A 17172-nucleotide genomic window follows, 5' to 3' on the forward strand; every position below is an offset into this window, starting at 1 on the left:
GGCACCTGGGTGCCGGGCTCCGTGCGAGAGACGGTGGTGGTGGGAGCGGTGCCGATCCCCCGCGGTGCCGCTCCCGCCGGCGGGCAGCAGGTCTTCCGGCCCGCACCTTCCGACAACGGAGGCAGCAGCCATGGCCCATCACGACGACCGCAACCGGAACTCCGGCCCTGATACCGGTCCGTCCGAGACCACCATCGCCGTGGACCAGCTGGTCACCAACGGTCTCAAGGCGCTCAGCGACTACGAGCCCCTGACCCAGGAACAGATCGACCACATCGTGAAGAAGGCTTCCGTGGCGGCCCTGGACCGGCACACCGGTCTGGCCCTGCTCGCGGTCGAGGAGACCGGCCGCGGAGTCTTCGAGGACAAGGCCGCCAAGAACATGTTCGCGTGCGAGCACGTCACGCACAGCATGGGCAAGATGAAGACCGTCGGCGTCATCGCCCGCGACGACATCGACGACATGATCGAGATCGCCGAACCGGTCGGCGTGGTGTGCGCGATCACTCCGGTCACCAACCCGACCTCCACCACGATCTTCAAGGCGCTGATGGCGCTGAAGACCCGCAACCCGGTCGTCTTCGCCTTCCACCCCGCCGCGCAGCGCTGCAGCGCCGAGGCGGCCCGCGTCGTACGTGACGCCGCCGTCGCCGCGGGCGCACCCGAGCACTGCGTGCAGTGGATCGAGGAGCCGTCCATCGAGGCGACCAGCATGCTGATGCACCACCCTGGCGTCTCCCTCATCCTCGCCACCGGGGGCAACGCGATGGTCAAGGCCGCGTACTCGGCCGGAAAGCCCGCGCTCGGCGTCGGCGCCGGCAACGTCCCCGCCTATGTGCACAAGAGCGCCAAGCTGTGCCGGGCCGTCAACGACCTCGTCCTGTCCAAGTCGTTCGACAACGGCATGATCTGCGCCTCCGAGCAGGCCGTCATCCTGGACACCGAGATCTACGACGCGGCGCTCGCCGAATTCCGTACGCTGCACGCCCATCTGGCCACCGCCGAGGAGAAGCGGAAGCTGGAGGCGTACCTCTTCCCGGCGCTCGCGTCGGGCGGCGGCTGCGAACCCAAGGTCAACGCGGCGGCCGTCGGGCAGAGCCCGGCGTGGATCGCGGAGCAGGCCGGGTTCAGTGTGCCCGAGGGCACCTCCCTCATCCTGGCGGAGGCCGAACGGGTCGGCCCGGACGAGCCGCTGACCCGGGAAAAGCTGTGCCCGGTGCTGACCGTGCTGCGCGCCGGCTCGCAGCGCCAGGGCTTCGACCTGGCCGCCGACATGGTCGCCTTCCACGGCGAGGGGCACACCGCCGTGATCCACACCGAGGACCGCGCGGTGGCGGAGGCGTACGGCACGCGCATGAAGACGGTGCGCGTCATCGTCAACTCCCCCTCGTCGCAGGGGGCCATCGGCGGCATCTACAACAGCCTGCTGCCGTCGCTGACGCTGGGCTGCGGGTCCTGGGGCAGTACCTCGGTGTCCAACAATGTGTCCGCCGCGCACCTGCTGAACATCAAGCGGGTCACCACGCGCCACAACAATCTGCAGTGGTTCAAGGTCCCGCCGAAGATCTACTTCGAGCCGGGGGCCATCCGCTATCTGGCCTCGATGCCGGATGTGCACCGCGTCACCGTGGTCACCGACGCGACGATGACCCGGCTCGGCTTCACCGACCGGGTGAGCCGTGTGCTGCAACGCCGCCACGAGCCGGTGACCGTGCAGGTCATCGACAACGTCGAGCCCGAACCGAGCATCGACTCCGTCCAGCGCGGCGCGCGCCTGATGCGCGACTTCCGCCCGGACACCATCATCGCCCTGGGCGGCGGCTCTCCGATGGACGCGGCGAAGGTGATGTGGCTGCTGTACGAGCAGCCCGACGTCGACTTCGCCGACATGCGGCAGAAGTTCTCCGACATCCGCAAGCGGGCGTTCCGCTTCCCGGTCCTGGGCGAGCGAAGCGAGATGGGGGTCCCCCCGGCCGGAGGCTGGGGGAGCGCCCGCCTGGTGTGCATTCCCACAACGTCGGGCACCGGCGCGGAGGTCACCCCGTTCGCGGTCATCTCCGACCCCGACACCGGCAAGAAGTACCCGCTCGCCGACTACGCGCTCACCCCGAGCGTGGCCATCGTCGACCCGCTGCTGACCGCAGACCTGCCACCGGCCCTGGCCGCCGACAGCGGCTTCGACGCCCTCACCCACGCCATCGAGGCGTATGTGTCGGTATACGCCAACGACTTCACCGACGGCCCCGCCCTGCACGCCATCCGCCTCATCTTCGGTAACCTCGACGCGGCCGTGAACAACCGGGCGGGCAGCGCCGAGGCGCGGGAGAAGATGCACAACGCCGGCACGATCGCGGGCATGGCCTTCGGCAACGCCTTCCTGGGTATTGTCCACGCCATGTCGCACACCCTGGGCGCCACCTTCCATATTGCCCACGGGCGTACGAACGCCGTTCTACTGCCGCATGTCATCCGCTACAACGGGACGGTGCCCGCGAAGCTCACCGGCTGGCCGAAGTACGAGAGCTACCGTGCCCCGGAACGCTTCCAGGACATCGCCCGCACCCTCGGTCTGCCCGCCGCGACCCCGCAGGAGGGTGTCGAGTCGCTTGCCGCCGCTGTGGAACGGCTGCGGGACACCGTCTCCATCGAGCCTTCTTTCCGGGCGCTGGCGGTCGATGAGCGCGCTTTCCTCGACGCCCTGCCGCAGCAAGCCCTGAACGCCTACGAGGACCAGTGCGCGCCCGCCAACCCGCGGATGCCGATGCTGGACGACATGCAAGAGCTCATGCGTACGGCCTACTACGGCCGGGGAGACCTGCCCGCCACTGCCGGGTAGGGGTCCACGCACGCACCACTGAACCGGCCGGGAAGCCCTCGCTTCCCGGCCGGTTCGGCATGTGCGCCACACATACGGATCGGGGCCCCGCCACGAAGGTGGCGGGGCCCCGATCCGTATGACTGCGTGTTGACCGTCAGCGCAGCCAGCCGTTGCGGCTGACGAACGGCAGCCGGGCCCACCTGCGGCCCAGGCCCCAGGTGCTGCCCGCCGCGGTCACCGCGAGGACGATCAGGACAACGGCGTAGATGAGGTGGTAGTCGACGAACGGGTTGGTCGACATGCTCGGCGCTCCGTCGGACAGGTGCTTGGCCGGTGGCCACTCCGCGGCCCACATCAGCGCCATCATCAGGGTGCCCGCGACTGCGGCGAGCCGCAGTGCGATGCCGCTGACCAGGGCGAGGCCGATGGCGAGCAGGCCGAGCAAGAACAGCCAGTCCGCCCAGCCCGCGCCCGCCCAGTCATGGAAGGTGGACTCCAGGGGACCGACGGCGACATGGCTGAGGAAACCCTTGGTCGGTGAGCCGCCGTCGATCCAGCCCTTGCCGGACCCGGTTGCGTAGCCGAGGCCGAAGGTCTTGTCGAGGAAGGCCCACAGGAAGACGAACCCGGTCAACACACGGGCGCCGGCCAGGACGTACGCGGCGGTCGAGGTGGCCGCCACGGTCGCGGACTCGGTTGCCGTTGCGGCTGCGGACCTGCGCGGCGACGGGAAGTGGAACTTCGGGTGCCGGTGGGGGTGCTGCTGCACTGCCATGATGCGATCCCTCCCAGGGGAACTGCGCGAGATCCGCGCTGTCCGGACGACTCTTCGTTTCCTTGGTGCGCCTTCAATGTCCCGCCATGGCCGCCGCTGCCGCAGGGGTCTCAGGGCCCCGCCCGAGGGCCGAACGTCCCCTCCACACAGGGCCGTTCAGCCGCTCCAGGTCCAGTCGGCGACCTCGGGCAGGTCGGTGCCGTGCTCGCGGATCCAGTCGTGGTGGCGCAGTCGGGCGTCCTCCATCAGCTGCCGTACGGGCGCGGCCCGTACGGCCAGACCGGGCACCCGGTCGATGACGTCCATCACCAGGCGGTAGCGGTCGAGGTCGTTGCGGACCACCATGTCGAACGGCGTCGTGGTGGTGCCGATCTCCTTGTAGCCGCGCACATGCAGGTGCTGATGTCCTGCGCGGCGGTACGCGAGGCGGTGGATCAGCCACGGATAGCCGTGGTAGGCGAAGATGACCGGCTTGTCACGGGTGAACAGCGCGTCGTAGTCAGCGTCGCGCATGCCGTGCGGGTGCTCCTCTGCGGGCAGCAGCCGGGCCAGGTCCACGACGTTGACGACTCGTACGGCCAGTTCCGGCAGATGGCCGCGCAGCAGCTGTGCGGCGGCCAGTACCTCCTGGGTGGGTACGTCTCCGGCGCCGGCCAGCACCACGTCCGGTTCGCGCTCGCGGTTCTCCGTACCGGCCCAGTCCCAGATCCCGGCGCCGCGGGCGCAGTGGGCCCGCGCCTGCTCCAGGGTCAGCCAGTCAAAGCAGGGCTGCTTGCCCGCGACGACCACGTTGACGTAGTCGCGGCTGCGCAGCACATGGTCGGCGACAGAGAGCAGGGTGTTGGCGTCCGGCGGCAGATAGACCCGTACGACCTCGGGGCTCTTGTTGAGTACGTGGTCGATGAAGCCGGGGTCCTGGTGGGAAAAGCCGTTGTGGTCCTGCCGCCAGACGTGCGAGGTCAGCAGGTAGTTGAGGGAGGCGATGGGGGCGCGCCAGGGCAGCCGCCGGGTGACGCGCAGCCATTTGATGTGCTGGTTGACCATGGAGTCGACGATGTGGACGAAGGCCTCGTAGCAGGAGAACAGTCCGTGCCTGCCGGTGAGCAGATAGCCCTCCAGCCACCCCTGACAGGTGTGCTCGGAGAGGATCTCCATGACCCGGCCGTGCGGGTCCAGATGCTCGTCCACCTCCAGGGTCTCGGCCTGCCAGGCCTTGCCGCTGGCTGCGTAGACGGCCTGCAGCCGGTTGGAGGCGGTCTCGTCGGGGCCGACGAGCCGGAAGTCGCGCCGCGCGCCGGTTGCCTCCATGACGGCTGTGAGCAGGTCGCCGAGGACCCGGGTGGGCTCGTGCAGGGTCGCGCCGGGCTTGTCGACGGCGACGGCGTACCGCTCCAGCGGCGGTACGGGCAGCTCGCGCAGCAGCAGTCCGCCGTTGGCGTGCGGGGTCGCACCCAGGCGGCGGTCCCCTTCGGGGACGCAGGCGAGGACGGGCGCGGTGGGGCGGCCGTCATGGTCGAAGAGTTCCTCGGGCCGGTACGAGCGCAGCCAGGCCTCCAGCTGCCGCAGATGTGCCGGGTTGTCGCGTACGGCCGAGAGGGGGACCTGGTGGGCGCGCCAGGTGCCTTCCACCTGCACTCCGTCGACTTCGGCAGGTCCGGTCCAGCCCTTGGGGGTGCGCAGTACGATCACCGGCCAGTGCGCGCGTTCGGTGACGCCCTCGTCGCGGGCGGCACGCTGAATGCGGGCGATCCGGTCCAGGGCGGTATCCATGGCGTGGGCCATGGCGCGGTGGACGGTCAGGGGGTCGTCGCCGGTGACATGGATGGGGGTGTGGCCGTAGCCGCGCAGCAGATCGTCGAGTTCGGACTCGGGCAGCCGGGCCAGCACCGTCGGGTTGGCGATCTTGTAGCCGTTGAGGTGCAGGATCGGCAGTACGGCACCGTCGTTCACCGGGTCGAGGAATTTGTTGGAGTGCCAGGAGGCGGCGAGCGGTCCTGTCTCGGCCTCCCCGTCGCCGATCACGCAGGCGACCAGCAGATCCGGATTGTCGAATGCGGCGCCGTACGCGTGGGAGAGCGCGTAGCCGAGTTCGCCGCCCTCGTGGATGGAGCCGGGGGTCTCCGGGGCGACATGGCTGGGCACGCCCCCGGGGAAGGAGAACTGCCGGAACAGCCGTTCCATGCCTGCCGCGTCGCGGCTCACGTCCGGGTAGGTCTGGCTGTAGCTGCCCTCCAGCCAGGCGTTGGCGAGGACGGCCGGGCCGCCGTGTCCGGGGCCCCAGATGCACAGGGCGTCCTGGCCACGGGAGCTGATCACCCGGTTGAGGTGGGTGTGGACGAGGTTGAGGCCGGGTGAGGTGCCCCAGTGTCCGAGGAGCCGCGGCTTGACGTGTTCGGGCCGCAGCTCCTCGGTGAGGAGTGGGTTGGCCATCAAGTAGATCTGCCCGACGGCGAGATAGTTGGCGGCACGCCAGTGGGCGTCCAGGGTGCGGAGTTCCTCGTCGGTGATGGCGGTGCTGTCGGCGCTGGCGGTGTCGGCGGTGTCGGCGGTGTCGGCGGTGTCGGCGGTGGGTGGCATGGTGGATTCCTCCCGGGTTCGCGGTGGACGTGGCGGTTCGCGCTTCCTCCTCCTACCGTCCGCGCGGCCGCCGCGCCGTGAACAGGGCCGGGCGGCGGCCGGGCATGGGGCCGATCAGCCCCTCGCTCACGGCTCAGAGCGCCCGCAGTCCGTGCTCCCGGAACTGTTCGCGGACCCGGTCGATCAGGTCCGGTCCGGGTACGGGGTTGTCGCGCAGCGGGAAGGGGATGCCGAGGGCGTCGTACTTGGCGGCGCCGAGCTTGTGGAACGGCAGGACATCCACCCGGTCGACGTTGCCCAGCCCCGCGAGGAAGGCGCCGAGCCCGTCGATAGCGGCCGGGTCGTCGGTCCAGCCGGGGACCAGGACGTAGCGGATCCACACCGGTACGGAGAGCCGGTCCAGGCGGTTGGCGAAGGAGAGCGTGGGGGCGAGCGCGCCGCCGGTCAGCCGGCGGTAGGCGGCGATGTCGAAGGACTTGATGTCGAGGAGTACCAGGTCGGTGTCCGCGAGGAGTTCATCGGTGGCGCGGGAGCCGAGAGCGCCGGAGGTGTCCAGCGCGGTGTGCAGTCCGGCCTCCTTGCAGCGGCGCAGGATCGCGCCGGTGAAGGCGGGCTGGAGCAGCGGTTCACCGCCGGTGATCGTCACGCCTCCCCCGGCGGTGGTGATGAAGGGGCGGTACGTGTCGATCTCCGCCATCACCTCGTCGACGGTGGCCTCCCGTCCGTCCCGCAGATGCCAGGTGTCGGGGTTGGCGCAGTACAGGCAGCGCAGCGGGCAGCCGTTGACGAAGAGGACGAAACGGGTCCCGGGTCCGTCCACGCCGGTGGACAGGTCCCAGGAGTGGATACGGCCGGTGGTCGTGGTCGTGGTCGTCATCGTGCGCCGTGGAAGGTGCGGCTGATCACGTCGAGCTGCTGCTCACGCGTGAGGCGGACGAAATTGACGGCGTATCCGGAGACCCGGATGGTCAGGTCCGGATAGTTCTCCGGGTGCTCCATCGCGTCTTCCAGGGTCGCCCGGTCCAGGACGTTGACGTTCATGTGGAAGCCGCCGGACGCGGTGTACGCGTCGAGGATGCCGACCAGGTGACCGGCTCGCTCGGCGGGGTCGTGACCCAGCCCTTCCGGGGTGATGGTGGTGGTCAGCGAGATGCCGTCGCGTGCCTGCTCGTAGGGGAGCTTGGCGACCGAGAGCGCGGAGGCGGCGACGCCGTGGCGGTCGCGGCCGTTCATCGGATTGGCGCCGGGGGCGAAGGGCGCTCCGGCGCGGCGGCCGTCGGGGGTGTTGCCGGTGTGCTTGCCGTAGACGACGTTGGAGGTGATGGTCAGCACGGACTGGGTGTGTTCGGCGTCGCGGTAGGCGGGGGTACTGCGCACCTTGGCCATGAAGGACGTCACGAGACCGGTGGCGATGGAGTCCGCACGGTCGTCGTGGTTGCCGTAGGCCGGGTAGTCGCCCTCGATCTTGTAGGCCACGGCCAGCCCAGTGGCGTCCCTGATCACCTTGACCCGGGCGTGCCGGACGGCGGACAGGCTGTCGGCGGCGACGGAGAGTCCGGCGATGCCACAGGCCATGAACCGGTGTACGGGGTGGTCGTGCAGGGCCATCTCGACGCGCTCGTAGGCATACTTGTCGTGCATGAAGTGGATGACGTTGAGGGTGTTGACGTAGGTGGCCGCCAACCAGTCCAGGGTGCGGTCGTAGGCCGCCGACAGCTCCTCGTACTCCAGGTACTCGCAGGTCAGCGGCTCCATGGCCGGGGCTATCTGTTCGCCGCTCAGCTCGTCCCGGCCGCCGTTGATGGCGTAGAGGAGGGCCTTGGCGAGGTTCACGCGGGCACCGAAGAACTGCATCTGCTTCCCGACCGCCATCGCCGAGACACAGCAGGCGATCGCGGTGTCGTCACCGGTGCACGGGCGCATCAGCTCGTCGGATTCGTACTGGACGGCGCTGGTGTCGACGGAAACCTGGGCGCAGAACCGCTTGAAGCCGGCCGGCAGGCGTGGCGACCACAGCACGGTCAGGTTCGGCTCGGGGGCCGGGCCGAGGTTGTAGAGCGTCTGCAGAAAGCGGAAGGAGGTACGGGTGACCAGGGTCCTGCCGTCCTCGCCGATGCCTCCGATGGTTTCGGTGACCCAGGTCGGGTCGCCGGAGAACAGTGCGTCGTACTCGGGGGTGCGCAGGAACCGTACGATCCGCAGCTTGATCACGAAGTCGTCGATCAGCTCCTGGGCCCGGGTCTCGTCGATCAGGCCCTCGGTCAGATCGCGCTGGAGATAGACGTCGAGGAAGGTCGAGGTGCGGCCGAGCGACATGGCGGCGCCGTTCTGTTCCTTCACCGCGGCGAGGTAGCCGAGGTAGAGCCACTGCACGGCCTCGTGGGCGGTGACGGCGGGCCGCGAGACGTCGCAGCCGTAGGTGGCCGCCATCTCGGTCAGCTCGCCCAGTGCCCGGATCTGCTCTGCCAGCTCCTCCCGGTCGCGGATGACGTCCGACGTGGAGGGGCGGGCGTCCAGCAGGGCGCGTTCGGCGCGCTTGGCCTCGGTGAGGCGGGCGGTGCCGTACAGCGTCACGCGCCGGTAGTCGCCGATGATCCGGCCGCGTCCGTAGGCGTCGGGCAGTCCGGTGATGATCCCGGCCTTGCGGGCGGCCCGCATCTCGGGGGTGTACGCGTCGAAGACCCCGGCGTTGTGTGTCTTGCGGTAGCTGCCGAAGACCTTCGTCACGAAGGGGTCGGGCTCGTAGCCGTATGCCCGCAGGCTGTTCTCGACCATCCGCAGTCCGCCGTTGGGCATGATCGCGCGCTTCAGCGGGGCGTCGGTCTGGAGTCCTGTGATCAGTTCCCGCTCGCGGTCGATGTACCCGGGCGCGTGTGAGGTGATCGTCGAAGGGGTCGCGGGGTCGACGTCGAGGATCCCGCGCCGCCGCTCTTCCGGGAACAGGGCGCTGACCTTGTGCCACACGGCGTGGGTGCGGTCCGTCGGGCCGGTCAGGAAGGCGGAGTCCCCTTCGTACGGGGTGTAGTTCGCCTGGATGAAGTCGCGCACGTCGACGCGGTCGCGCCAGCACGCGCCGTCCGCGAAGCCGTGCCACGCCTCTGATGCCTTCGCTTCCGTCGGGGCCACCGTCGTCATCACTGCCTCCGCAATCGTTCACGACGCCGTACGCGAGTGCCGCGGACGTCTCCGCTGACGATGCTTGTCGCCCGCCGGGGCACGGGACAGGGCCTGCGGGAGGCCGGTGGTGTGCCGTCCGGCCCCTCTTGCCGGGCGGCACGGGGGGCCGATGCGCCCCACTTCACAGGGCCATTCGGCCCCTGTTCGCCCTGTGGGCCCGAACGGCGGGAAAAGGGGGATGCGCGCCTGGTAGACAGAGCTCGCCGCCCTCGACGCGGCCATCGCTCCTACCTTCATCACCCCTTTGCCGGGAGGCTCCATGCTGTCCGCCGAATCCGCCGCCGTGGTGCGGGCCACGCTGCCCGCCGTGGCCGGATCCCTCGACGAGATCACCACCCGCTTCTACGGCGCCATGTTTCGCGACCGGCCGGAACTGCTCGACGGGATGTTCAACCGCGGCAACCAGGCCAGCGGAGCTCAGCGGCGTGCGCTGGCAGGCTCCATCGCGGGCTTCGCCACGGCGCTGCTGGACGAGCCCGACACCCGGCCCGACGCCCTGCTGGCCCGGATCGCACACAAGCACGCCGCCGTCGGCGTCACCGACGATCAGTACACCATCGTCCACAAGTATCTGTTCGGTGCGATAGCCGAGGTCCTCGGCGACGCGGTCACACCGGATGTGGCCGCCGCCTGGGACGAGGTGTACTGGCTGATGGCGGGCGCTCTGATCGCCCTGGAGTCGCGCCTCTCCCAGGAGGCCGGTGTGGAGCCCGGCCGGAGCTGGCGGCAGTGGACGGTGGTCGAGCGGCGCGACGAGACCCCGGACACGGCGTCCTTCCTGCTCCGTCCGGCAGACGACGCCGCTCCGGTGCCGCCGGCGCGGGCGGGCCAGTATGTGAGCGTACGGGTGAAGATGCCCGACGGAGTGCGCCAGCTGCGCCAGTACAGCCTGTCCTCGGCTCCGGGCGCGGACCTGCGGCGAATCACTGTCAAGCGGGTCGGCGGGCTGGCCGGGGCGCCGGACGGCGAAGTGTCCTCTCTGCTGCACGAGCGGGTCCGCGCCGGGGACGAGCTGACGCTCTCCGCGCCCTTCGGCGACATCGTCCTCGACGACCCCGCCGATGCCGTCGCCCCGCTCGTCCTCGTCTCCGCGGGCATCGGCTGCACCCCCATGGCGGGCATGCTGAGCCACCTCGCCGCCGTGGGCTCCGCCCGCCCCGTCCTGGTACTGCACGCGGACCGCTCCCCCGCCGAGCACGCCCTGGCCGCCGAGACCCGTGAACTGGTGGCCGGACTTCCCGGGGCCCGCGCCGTCTTCTGGTACGAGAAGCCGGGCGAGGTGGACGAGTCCGCCGACCGCACGGGTCTGATGGACCTCGACGGCATCGAGCTGTCCGAGGACGCCACGGTCTATCTGTGCGGGCCGCTGCCGTTTATGCGGGCCGTGCGCGAACAGCTGCTGAAGGCCGGGATCCCGGCGCGGAACATCCAGTACGAGGTCTTCGGCCCCGATCTGTGGCTGCCGGGCACGGCGGACTGAGCCCCGTCCCTACCCGTCTCCACTCGTACATCCCGAGAAAGAATCCGCGATGACCGGCGACGACAACACCGAGAGCCAGGCCACCTCCGCGGTACGGCTGCGCACCGAGGGCGAGGTGGACGAGGAGACTCTGGCCTACGCCCGCAAGAAGATCGACGCCATCACGGCCAGGCCTGGCCCGCTCGCCCTCACCGGAGAGGTAAGGATCGCGAAGGCCGCCGCCCACCACTCGGCCCGCCCCTGGACGGCCACGGCCGACCTGCGGGTCGGCGGGCACACCGTGGTCGTAGTCGCCGAGGAGGCCACCGGCCGCGAGGTCGTGGACCAGCTCCAGGACCGGCTGCGCCGGCAGACCGACAAGGCCGCTCACGCTCGGGCCGAGGGCCGCAGGGCGGCGGCCCCGCCGTGGCGGGGCGGCGACACAGCGGACGGGCACGTGGCCTGAGCCTGCGCTGCGCATGGCCCGGTCGGCGGGGTTGACCCGCCGGCCGGGCCGCTGCCGTCTCCGTGCACGACGGACTGCGGATTGCGGACTGCCGGAATGACCTGTCAGGCAGCGCGCTCCATGCACACCAACCCGTCCCGCGCCTCCCACGGCTCGACCACGGCGAACCCCATCCGCTGGTACACCGCGACGGCGTCCGTCCGCCAATGCCACACCGACAGCCGGACGGTGCGGGCACCGTTCTCCCCGGCATGCTTCAGGGCGGCGCGGAGCAGCGCGGTTGCGACTCCCCGTCCACGCATCGCCGGATCCACCCACAGCCGTTTGATCTCCGCCCGGCCTTCGGCCGGGATCACGACCACACAGCCGATCAGCTCGTCGCCGCTCGACGCCACCAGAACGGCCGCGTCGGCGAACGCGGTCCGTGGGTCCAGGATCTCGGCCCGATACCGCTCCGGCAGCCCGGCCGCGTCAGCGACGGCCGCACCCTTCTCTGCCTCGGTGCGCAGGTGATAGGCGGTCAGCAGCTCGGCGAGCCCCTCCCTGCCGGACGAGTCCAAAGCCGGCCAGCGGGCGATGAGTGTCTCGCGTCGGTCAGTCACGGCGGTCAGCATGCCACGCCCTTCTCAGCGGGGTCGCGCGGCCGGGACGCGGTGATTGACCAAGCGGTCCTGAAAGCCGTCGGCCTCACGGCCCGAAGGCCGAGGACAGGACTCCTCGGGCGACCGTTCGCCCAAAGACAGCGGCGGGCGACCGGGGAAACCCTGCTCGCCCGCCACCATCCGTGCGGCCGAGGTGCGGCCCTCAGTCGTGCGGGACCACCGCGACTGGCGCCTGCGCGTGATGCAGCACCGCGTGGGTCACCGGGCCGATGCGCGTACCGACCGGCGAGCGGCGGGTCCGGCGGCCGACCACCACCAGCGACGCGTCGTAGGAGGCGTCCACCAGGTGGGGGCCGGCCCGCCGATCACCGTCTGCCCGTTCACTTCCACGCCGGGGAACTTCTCCTGCCACGGTGCGAGCACATCGGCCAGCCGCTGCCGCTCCTCTTCGACCAGTTCGGCGGTGAACCCCGTGCCGATCGCGCCGCCATGGACGTAGTACGGCGGGAGGCTCCAGCCGTGGACGACGCGGAGGGCCGTAGCGCGCAAGGCGGCGGCGTCGAAGGCGAACTCGATCAGCGCGTCGGACGGTTCCGCCAGGTCGAGCCCGAGCACAACATCGCGGTACGGCGTCGTGGCGGACTTCGCCCCGATGGGGTCCGGCCGGTGCTCGTCCTGGGCGCGCTCCTCCGCCCGTACGAGCACGATGGGCCGCTCGGTGCGGGCCGCGACCGCGAGCGCCGCGGAGCCGGCCAGGAACCCGCCGACTCCGCTCAGGCCGCGTGACCCGAGCACCAGCGGCTCGGCCTCGCGTGCCTCGGCGAGAAGGGCCGGTACGGGCTCTTCCGCAAGCCGGTCGACGACGGTCCGCAGCCCCGGGTAACGGCGTGTCAGCTTCGCCTCGGTCTCGCCCAGCGTGCTCTCGGCCCACTGCCGCTGCGACTCCGGCCCGGAGGGGGGCAGGTAAGTCCCTGCCAGGGGGGCGTAGACAGGCAGCTGTACGGCCGTGGACGAGCGCGGTCGCACCGCCGACACGGCGAGTCTGCGGCCTCTGCTGCGCCCCGCCTCCATCGCCGTGGTCGGGGCGGGCACCAAGCCCGGCTCGGTGGGGCGGGCAGTCCTCAGAAACATCCGGCGCGCCGGGTTCAGCGGCCCGTTGTTCGCGGTGAACCCGCACGCCGAAGCCGTGGACCACACCCCGTGTTTCCCGTCCGTGTCCTCCCTGCCTCAGCCGCCCGAGCTGGCTGTACTGGCGGTTCCCGCACGGGGCGTGCCGGAAGTGGCCGAGCAGTGCGGCAAGAGCGGGGTACGGGCGCTGGTCGTGCTGACGTCCGGGCTCGACGCCAGGCAGGCGGCGGAGCTGCTGGCCACCGTGCGCCGTTACGGGATGCGGCTGGTCGGCCCGAACTGTCTGGGCATCGCCAACACCGAGGAGGCCGTACGGCTCGACGCGACGTTCGCCGCGCACCGGCCTCTGCCCGGCACCGCCGGGGTGGCCGTGCAGTCCGGCGGCGTCGGCATAGCGCTGCTCGGCGGGCTGACGCGGCTGGGCATCGGGATGTCCAGTTTCGTCTCGCTGGGCGACAAGTACGACGTCAGCGGCAATGACCTGCTCCAGTGGTGGGAGGCGGACGGCACCACCGACCTGGCGCTGCTGCACCTGGAGTCCTTCGGCAATCCGCGCGCCTTCTCCCGCACGGCCCGCCGGGTCGCACGGCGGATGCCGGTCCTGACCGTGGACGCGGGCCGGTCCGACGCCGGGCGGCGGGCCGCCGCCTCCCACACCGCCGCGGCGGCCACGCCGACCATGACCCGGCAGGCCCTGTTCACCCAGGCCGGCGTCATCGCCACCCGCACCATCGGCGAACTCCTCGACACCGCAGCGCTGTTGCACTCCCAGCCGCTGCCGCCCGGCTCGCGGGTGGCCGTGGTGTCGAACGCGGGCGGGGCGGGTGTGCTGGCCGCCGACGCCTGCGCCGAGGCGGGCCTGACCGTACCGGAGCTGCCCTCCGAACTGATCACGGAACTCCTCGAACTGCTTCCCGCCGGAGCGAGCGCCGCCAACCCCGTCGACGCCACCGCCGCCGCCGCGGGAGGCGAGGCGCTGCGCGCCTATGTGGACCGGCTGGCCGTCCACGGTGCCGTGGACGCGGTGCTGGTGGCGCTGGTGCCCACCGCGCTGAGCGCGGCGACCGGCGACGACCCCCTGCGGGCGCTGACCGGCCCGGGGGTCGGGCAGCGCCGGCGCCCGGTCGTGGCGGTCCTGCTGGACCAGGCAGAGTCGGTGCGGCTGCTGCGCTCCGGTACGGGGGCCCTGCCCGCCTACGCAGACCCGCAGGCCGCCGCCCGTGCCCTGGCACATGCGGCGGAGCGCAGCCGCTGGCTCGCCAGGCCGCCCGGCACCATCCCCGAGCTGCCCGATGTCTCCACCGCCGAGGCCCGCGCCCTGGTGGACGGCTTCCTCGCCGAACACCCCGAGGGCGGCTGGCTCGACCCGCGCACCTGCGCCGAGCTGTTCGACCACTACGGCATCCCGCAGCTGCCCTGGGCCTGGGCCGAGGACGAGCAGGCCGCGGTGGACGCCGCCGCCCGCCTCGCCGGACCGGACGGGCGCGTCGTGCTCAAGGCGTACTGGCCCGGCCTGCTGCACAAGACCGACCAGGGCGCGGTGCTACTCGACCTCGACGGCCAGGAGCAGGTACGGGCCGCCCACCGCGATCTCGTCGACCGCTTCGGCGAGGTGATGACGGGTGTGCTCGTGCAGCCGATGGCCGGACGCGGCACCGAACTGGTCGCCGGAGTCGTCCAGGACGAGGTGTTCGGCCCGCTGGTGCTGTTCGGCCTCGGCGGCACCGCCACCGAACTGCTCGCCGACCACGCGGCCCGGCTCGCCCCGCTCACCGACCGCGATGTCCACGACCTGATCACCGCCCCGCGCTGTGCCCCGCTGCTGTTCGGCTACCGCGGCGGCGGTCCCGTCGACCTGGAAGGCCTGGAGCAGCTGCTGCTGCGGCTGTCGCGGCTGGCCTGCGACGTGCCGCAGCTCGCCGAGGCCGACCTCAACCCGGTCGTGGCCCGCCCGGACGCCATCACCGCCCTCGATGTCCGCATCCGTGTACTACCCCGTAACGCCCGCGACCCGTACCTGCGCCGACTGCGCTGAGCAGACGAGCCGAGCTGAAGAGGAGAGAACGATGAAGCACCGTCGCATCGGCACAGTCATGACGACCGGTGTCGTCCGGGCAGCCCCCGGAACGCCGTTCAAGGAGGTCGCGGCACTGCTCGCGGGGCACCGCATCAGCGGACTGCCCGTGGTGGACGGCAACGAGAAAGTCTTGGGGGTGATCTCCGAGACCGACCTGATGCTCCGGCAGGCACGTCAGGAGGAGTTCGGATCCAAACCGCGCAGGTGGCGGCTGCGGCTGACCCGGGCCGCTCGCAGGATGGACGCCAAGGCCCGTGCCCGTACCGCGGAACAGCTCATGAGCAGCCCGCCGATCACCATCCACGCCACCAACTCCATCGCCCGCGCCGCCCGCACCATGGCGGAACACCGCGTCGAGCGGCTGCCGGTGGTGGACGAGATGGACCGGCTTGTGGGCATCGTCACCCGGCGCGATCTGCTCCAGGTCTTCCTGCGCCCGGACAGCGAGATCCGCACCGCGATCATCGACGAGGTGCTGGTCCGGTCCCTGTGGCTGCCCCCGCAGTCGATCGAGGTGACGGTCGCCGATGGCGTGGTCACGCTGGAAGGCAGCCTGGAACGGAGCAGCGAAGTCGGCATCGCGGTACGGATGAGCGGCCAGGTGGACGGCGTGGTGGCCGTCGTGGACCGCCTCGGTCACCACTACGACGACTCGCATCTGCGGGCGGCCGAACCGGGCGTCCGCGGCATCGGCGAGGAATGGCTCCGCAGGCTCTGAGGCCCACCGGGACCGGTCAGACGGCGGTCCGAGATCCTGCTTCGCTGCCCGCCCGCACCAGAGTGCGGCCCGTACGGGAGGACCCGTCGGCGGCTGTCCAGCGCACGGCGGCGAGAACGCGTCGGCCCTCGGTGTAGGAGGTTTCCGGAGCGGCCTCGGCCAGTACGGCGACGGTGCGGTACCGGCCCCGGGCCTGCCGCAGCGCGGCATTCTCAGCGGCCCACGCGGCCGCGACGCCGACCGCCGGTGCGGCGGTGGCCAGCAGCACACCGGTCGCGAGTACCGCCCAGCCCTCGGCAATGTCGGAGCGGCGCCGCAGCGGATTGTCCCGCAGGCGCCAGTGTCTGACCTTGGTACCCATCGCGACCCCGCCTTCGGATAAGGAGACGATGCCAGGCAGGGCATGTGCGCGCTGAGGGCCGAGCAGGTCCTCGTCGGGGGACGACCGGCCCTGGTCGCGGGCCACCTGGGGCCATTCGGCCCTGGCGCGATGTCCCCGAAGCGTTCACGATCGATGGCAGGGCAGCACAGACGACAGATGTTCACGCGTAGCACGCGTAGCACGCGTAGCACTCATAGGACGAAGGACCGAAGACGACATGACGACCGAGACGCGGGAATTCTCCTCACAGAACCCCATCCGGGTGTTTCTTCTGGACGACCACGAGGTGGTCCGGCGCGGAGTGCACGATCTGCTCGACGCCGAACCCGACATCGAGGTCATCGGCGAGGCGGGCACGACGGCCCAGGCTCTCGTCCGCGGTCCGGCATTGCGGCCCGATGTCGCCGTCCTGGACGTGCGCCTGCCGGACGGGGACGGAATCACGGTCTGCCGCGAGCTGCGCTCCCGTATGCCGGCGCTGGCCTGTCTGATGCTGACCTCGTTCGATGACGACGACGCTCTGCTCGACGCGATCATGGCGGGCGCCGCCGGCTACGTCCTGAAGCAGATCAAGGGCTCCGACCTGGTCGCCGCCGTCCGTACGGTGGCCTCCGGACAGTCGATGCTCGACCCCGCCACCACCGCCCGGCTGATGAACAGTCTGCGCGGCGGCGGCCCCGAGGCCGCGCCCGCGAACCCGCAGGACGAAGCGCTGGCCGGGCTGTCCCCGCGCGAGCGGGAGATCCTCGTACTGATCGGCGAGGGCATGACGAACCGCCAGATCGGCAAGCAGCTGTTCCTGTCCGAGAAGACGGTCAAGAACCACATCTCCCGGCTGCTCGCGAAGCTCGGCGTCGAACGCCGCATCCAGGCCGCCGTGCTGGCCACGGAGCACCGCCCCCACTGACATGCGGCGCTCCGCCAACAGCTCGACTGCACTCAAAACCACGGTCGCGCCGCCGGTCACGCCCGCCCCGAGTCGGTGATCCTCAC

Annotated in this window: 12 protein-coding genes and 1 pseudogene; 6 read left to right on the forward strand and 7 right to left on the reverse strand. The window is 71.0% G+C overall.

The features are described 5' to 3' along the window. Positions 1-130 precede the first annotated feature (130 nt). Entirely contained in the window at positions 131-2836 is a 2706-nt protein-coding gene (gene adhE / locus ACIHCQ_RS18880; protein WP_399663336.1) for a bifunctional acetaldehyde-CoA/alcohol dehydrogenase, read from the forward strand. 136 nt (positions 2837-2972) lie between these two features. Here the strand turns inward: adhE and ACIHCQ_RS18885 are convergent, their stop codons facing one another. The 4 genes from ACIHCQ_RS18885 to pflB all read right to left on the reverse strand — a co-directional run bounded on the left by ACIHCQ_RS18885 (position 2973) and on the right by pflB (position 9305). Next, entirely contained in the window at positions 2973-3593 is a 621-nt protein-coding gene (locus tag ACIHCQ_RS18885; protein WP_399663338.1) for a hypothetical protein, read from the reverse strand. Between the two features lie 156 nt (positions 3594-3749). Then, the gene (locus ACIHCQ_RS18890) at positions 3750-6170 is read right to left on the reverse strand and encodes a phosphoketolase (protein ID WP_399663340.1); all 2421 of its coding nucleotides are present in this window, start codon (positions 6168-6170) and stop codon (positions 3750-3752) included. 133 nt (positions 6171-6303) lie between these two features. Next, on the reverse strand, positions 6304-7047 hold the full coding sequence (gene pflA, locus ACIHCQ_RS18895; protein ID WP_399663342.1) for a pyruvate formate-lyase-activating protein: 744 nt from the start codon (positions 7045-7047) through the stop codon (positions 6304-6306). Continuing rightward, a complete protein-coding gene (pflB, locus tag ACIHCQ_RS18900) occupies positions 7044-9305 on the reverse strand; it encodes a formate C-acetyltransferase (protein ID WP_399663344.1) in 2262 nt (753 codons plus the stop codon). Before pflB ends, pflA begins: the two co-directional genes overlap by 4 nt. 301 nt (positions 9306-9606) lie before the next feature. Here pflB and ACIHCQ_RS18905 point away from each other — a divergent pair, with 301 nt between their 5' ends. Continuing rightward, positions 9607-10827: a globin domain-containing protein gene (locus ACIHCQ_RS18905; RefSeq protein WP_399663347.1), complete on the forward strand. Its 1221-nt coding sequence runs from the start codon at positions 9607-9609 to the stop codon at positions 10825-10827. A 49-nt stretch (positions 10828-10876) separates the two neighbouring features. Further along, positions 10877-11272: a hypothetical protein gene (locus ACIHCQ_RS18910; protein ID WP_399663349.1), complete on the forward strand. Its 396-nt coding sequence runs from the start codon at positions 10877-10879 to the stop codon at positions 11270-11272. A gap of 104 nt (positions 11273-11376) precedes the next feature. On the opposite strand, the gene ACIHCQ_RS18915 is transcribed toward ACIHCQ_RS18910, so the two are convergent. Together ACIHCQ_RS18915 and ACIHCQ_RS18920 are read right to left on the reverse strand one after the other, a co-directional pair. Continuing rightward, entirely contained in the window at positions 11377-11874 is a 498-nt protein-coding gene (locus tag ACIHCQ_RS18915) for a GNAT family N-acetyltransferase (RefSeq protein ID WP_399663351.1), read from the reverse strand. 202 nt (positions 11875-12076) lie between these two features. Next, positions 12077-12945 (reverse strand): annotated as a pseudogene (locus ACIHCQ_RS18920) (universal stress protein). Between ACIHCQ_RS18920 and ACIHCQ_RS18925 the strand changes: the two are divergent. Both ACIHCQ_RS18925 and ACIHCQ_RS18930 read left to right on the forward strand, forming a co-directional pair. Next, positions 12881-15037, forward strand: a complete 2157-nt coding sequence (locus ACIHCQ_RS18925; protein WP_399663353.1) for an acetate--CoA ligase family protein — start codon at positions 12881-12883, stop codon at positions 15035-15037. The pseudogene ACIHCQ_RS18920 and the gene ACIHCQ_RS18925 sit on opposite strands and share 65 nt — an antisense overlap. 31 nt (positions 15038-15068) lie before the next feature. After that, entirely contained in the window at positions 15069-15797 is a 729-nt protein-coding gene (locus ACIHCQ_RS18930) for a CBS domain-containing protein (RefSeq protein ID WP_399663355.1), read from the forward strand. A 16-nt stretch (positions 15798-15813) separates the two neighbouring features. On the opposite strand, the gene ACIHCQ_RS18935 is transcribed toward ACIHCQ_RS18930, so the two are convergent. After that, the gene (locus ACIHCQ_RS18935) at positions 15814-16158 is read right to left on the reverse strand and encodes a hypothetical protein (RefSeq protein WP_399663357.1); all 345 of its coding nucleotides are present in this window, start codon (positions 16156-16158) and stop codon (positions 15814-15816) included. 238 nt (positions 16159-16396) lie between these two features. On the opposite strand from ACIHCQ_RS18935, the gene ACIHCQ_RS18940 reads away from it, so the two are divergent. After that, positions 16397-17086 carry a response regulator gene (locus tag ACIHCQ_RS18940; RefSeq protein ID WP_399663359.1) on the forward strand — a complete coding sequence of 230 codons (690 nt, stop codon included), beginning with the start codon at positions 16397-16399 and terminating at the stop codon, positions 17084-17086. Positions 17087-17172: the final 86 nt, after the last annotated feature.

It is taken from the genome of Streptomyces sp. NPDC052236, from assembly GCF_044548015.1.
In the GTDB taxonomy this organism is placed as follows: Bacteria; Actinomycetota; Actinomycetes; order Streptomycetales; family Streptomycetaceae; genus Streptomyces.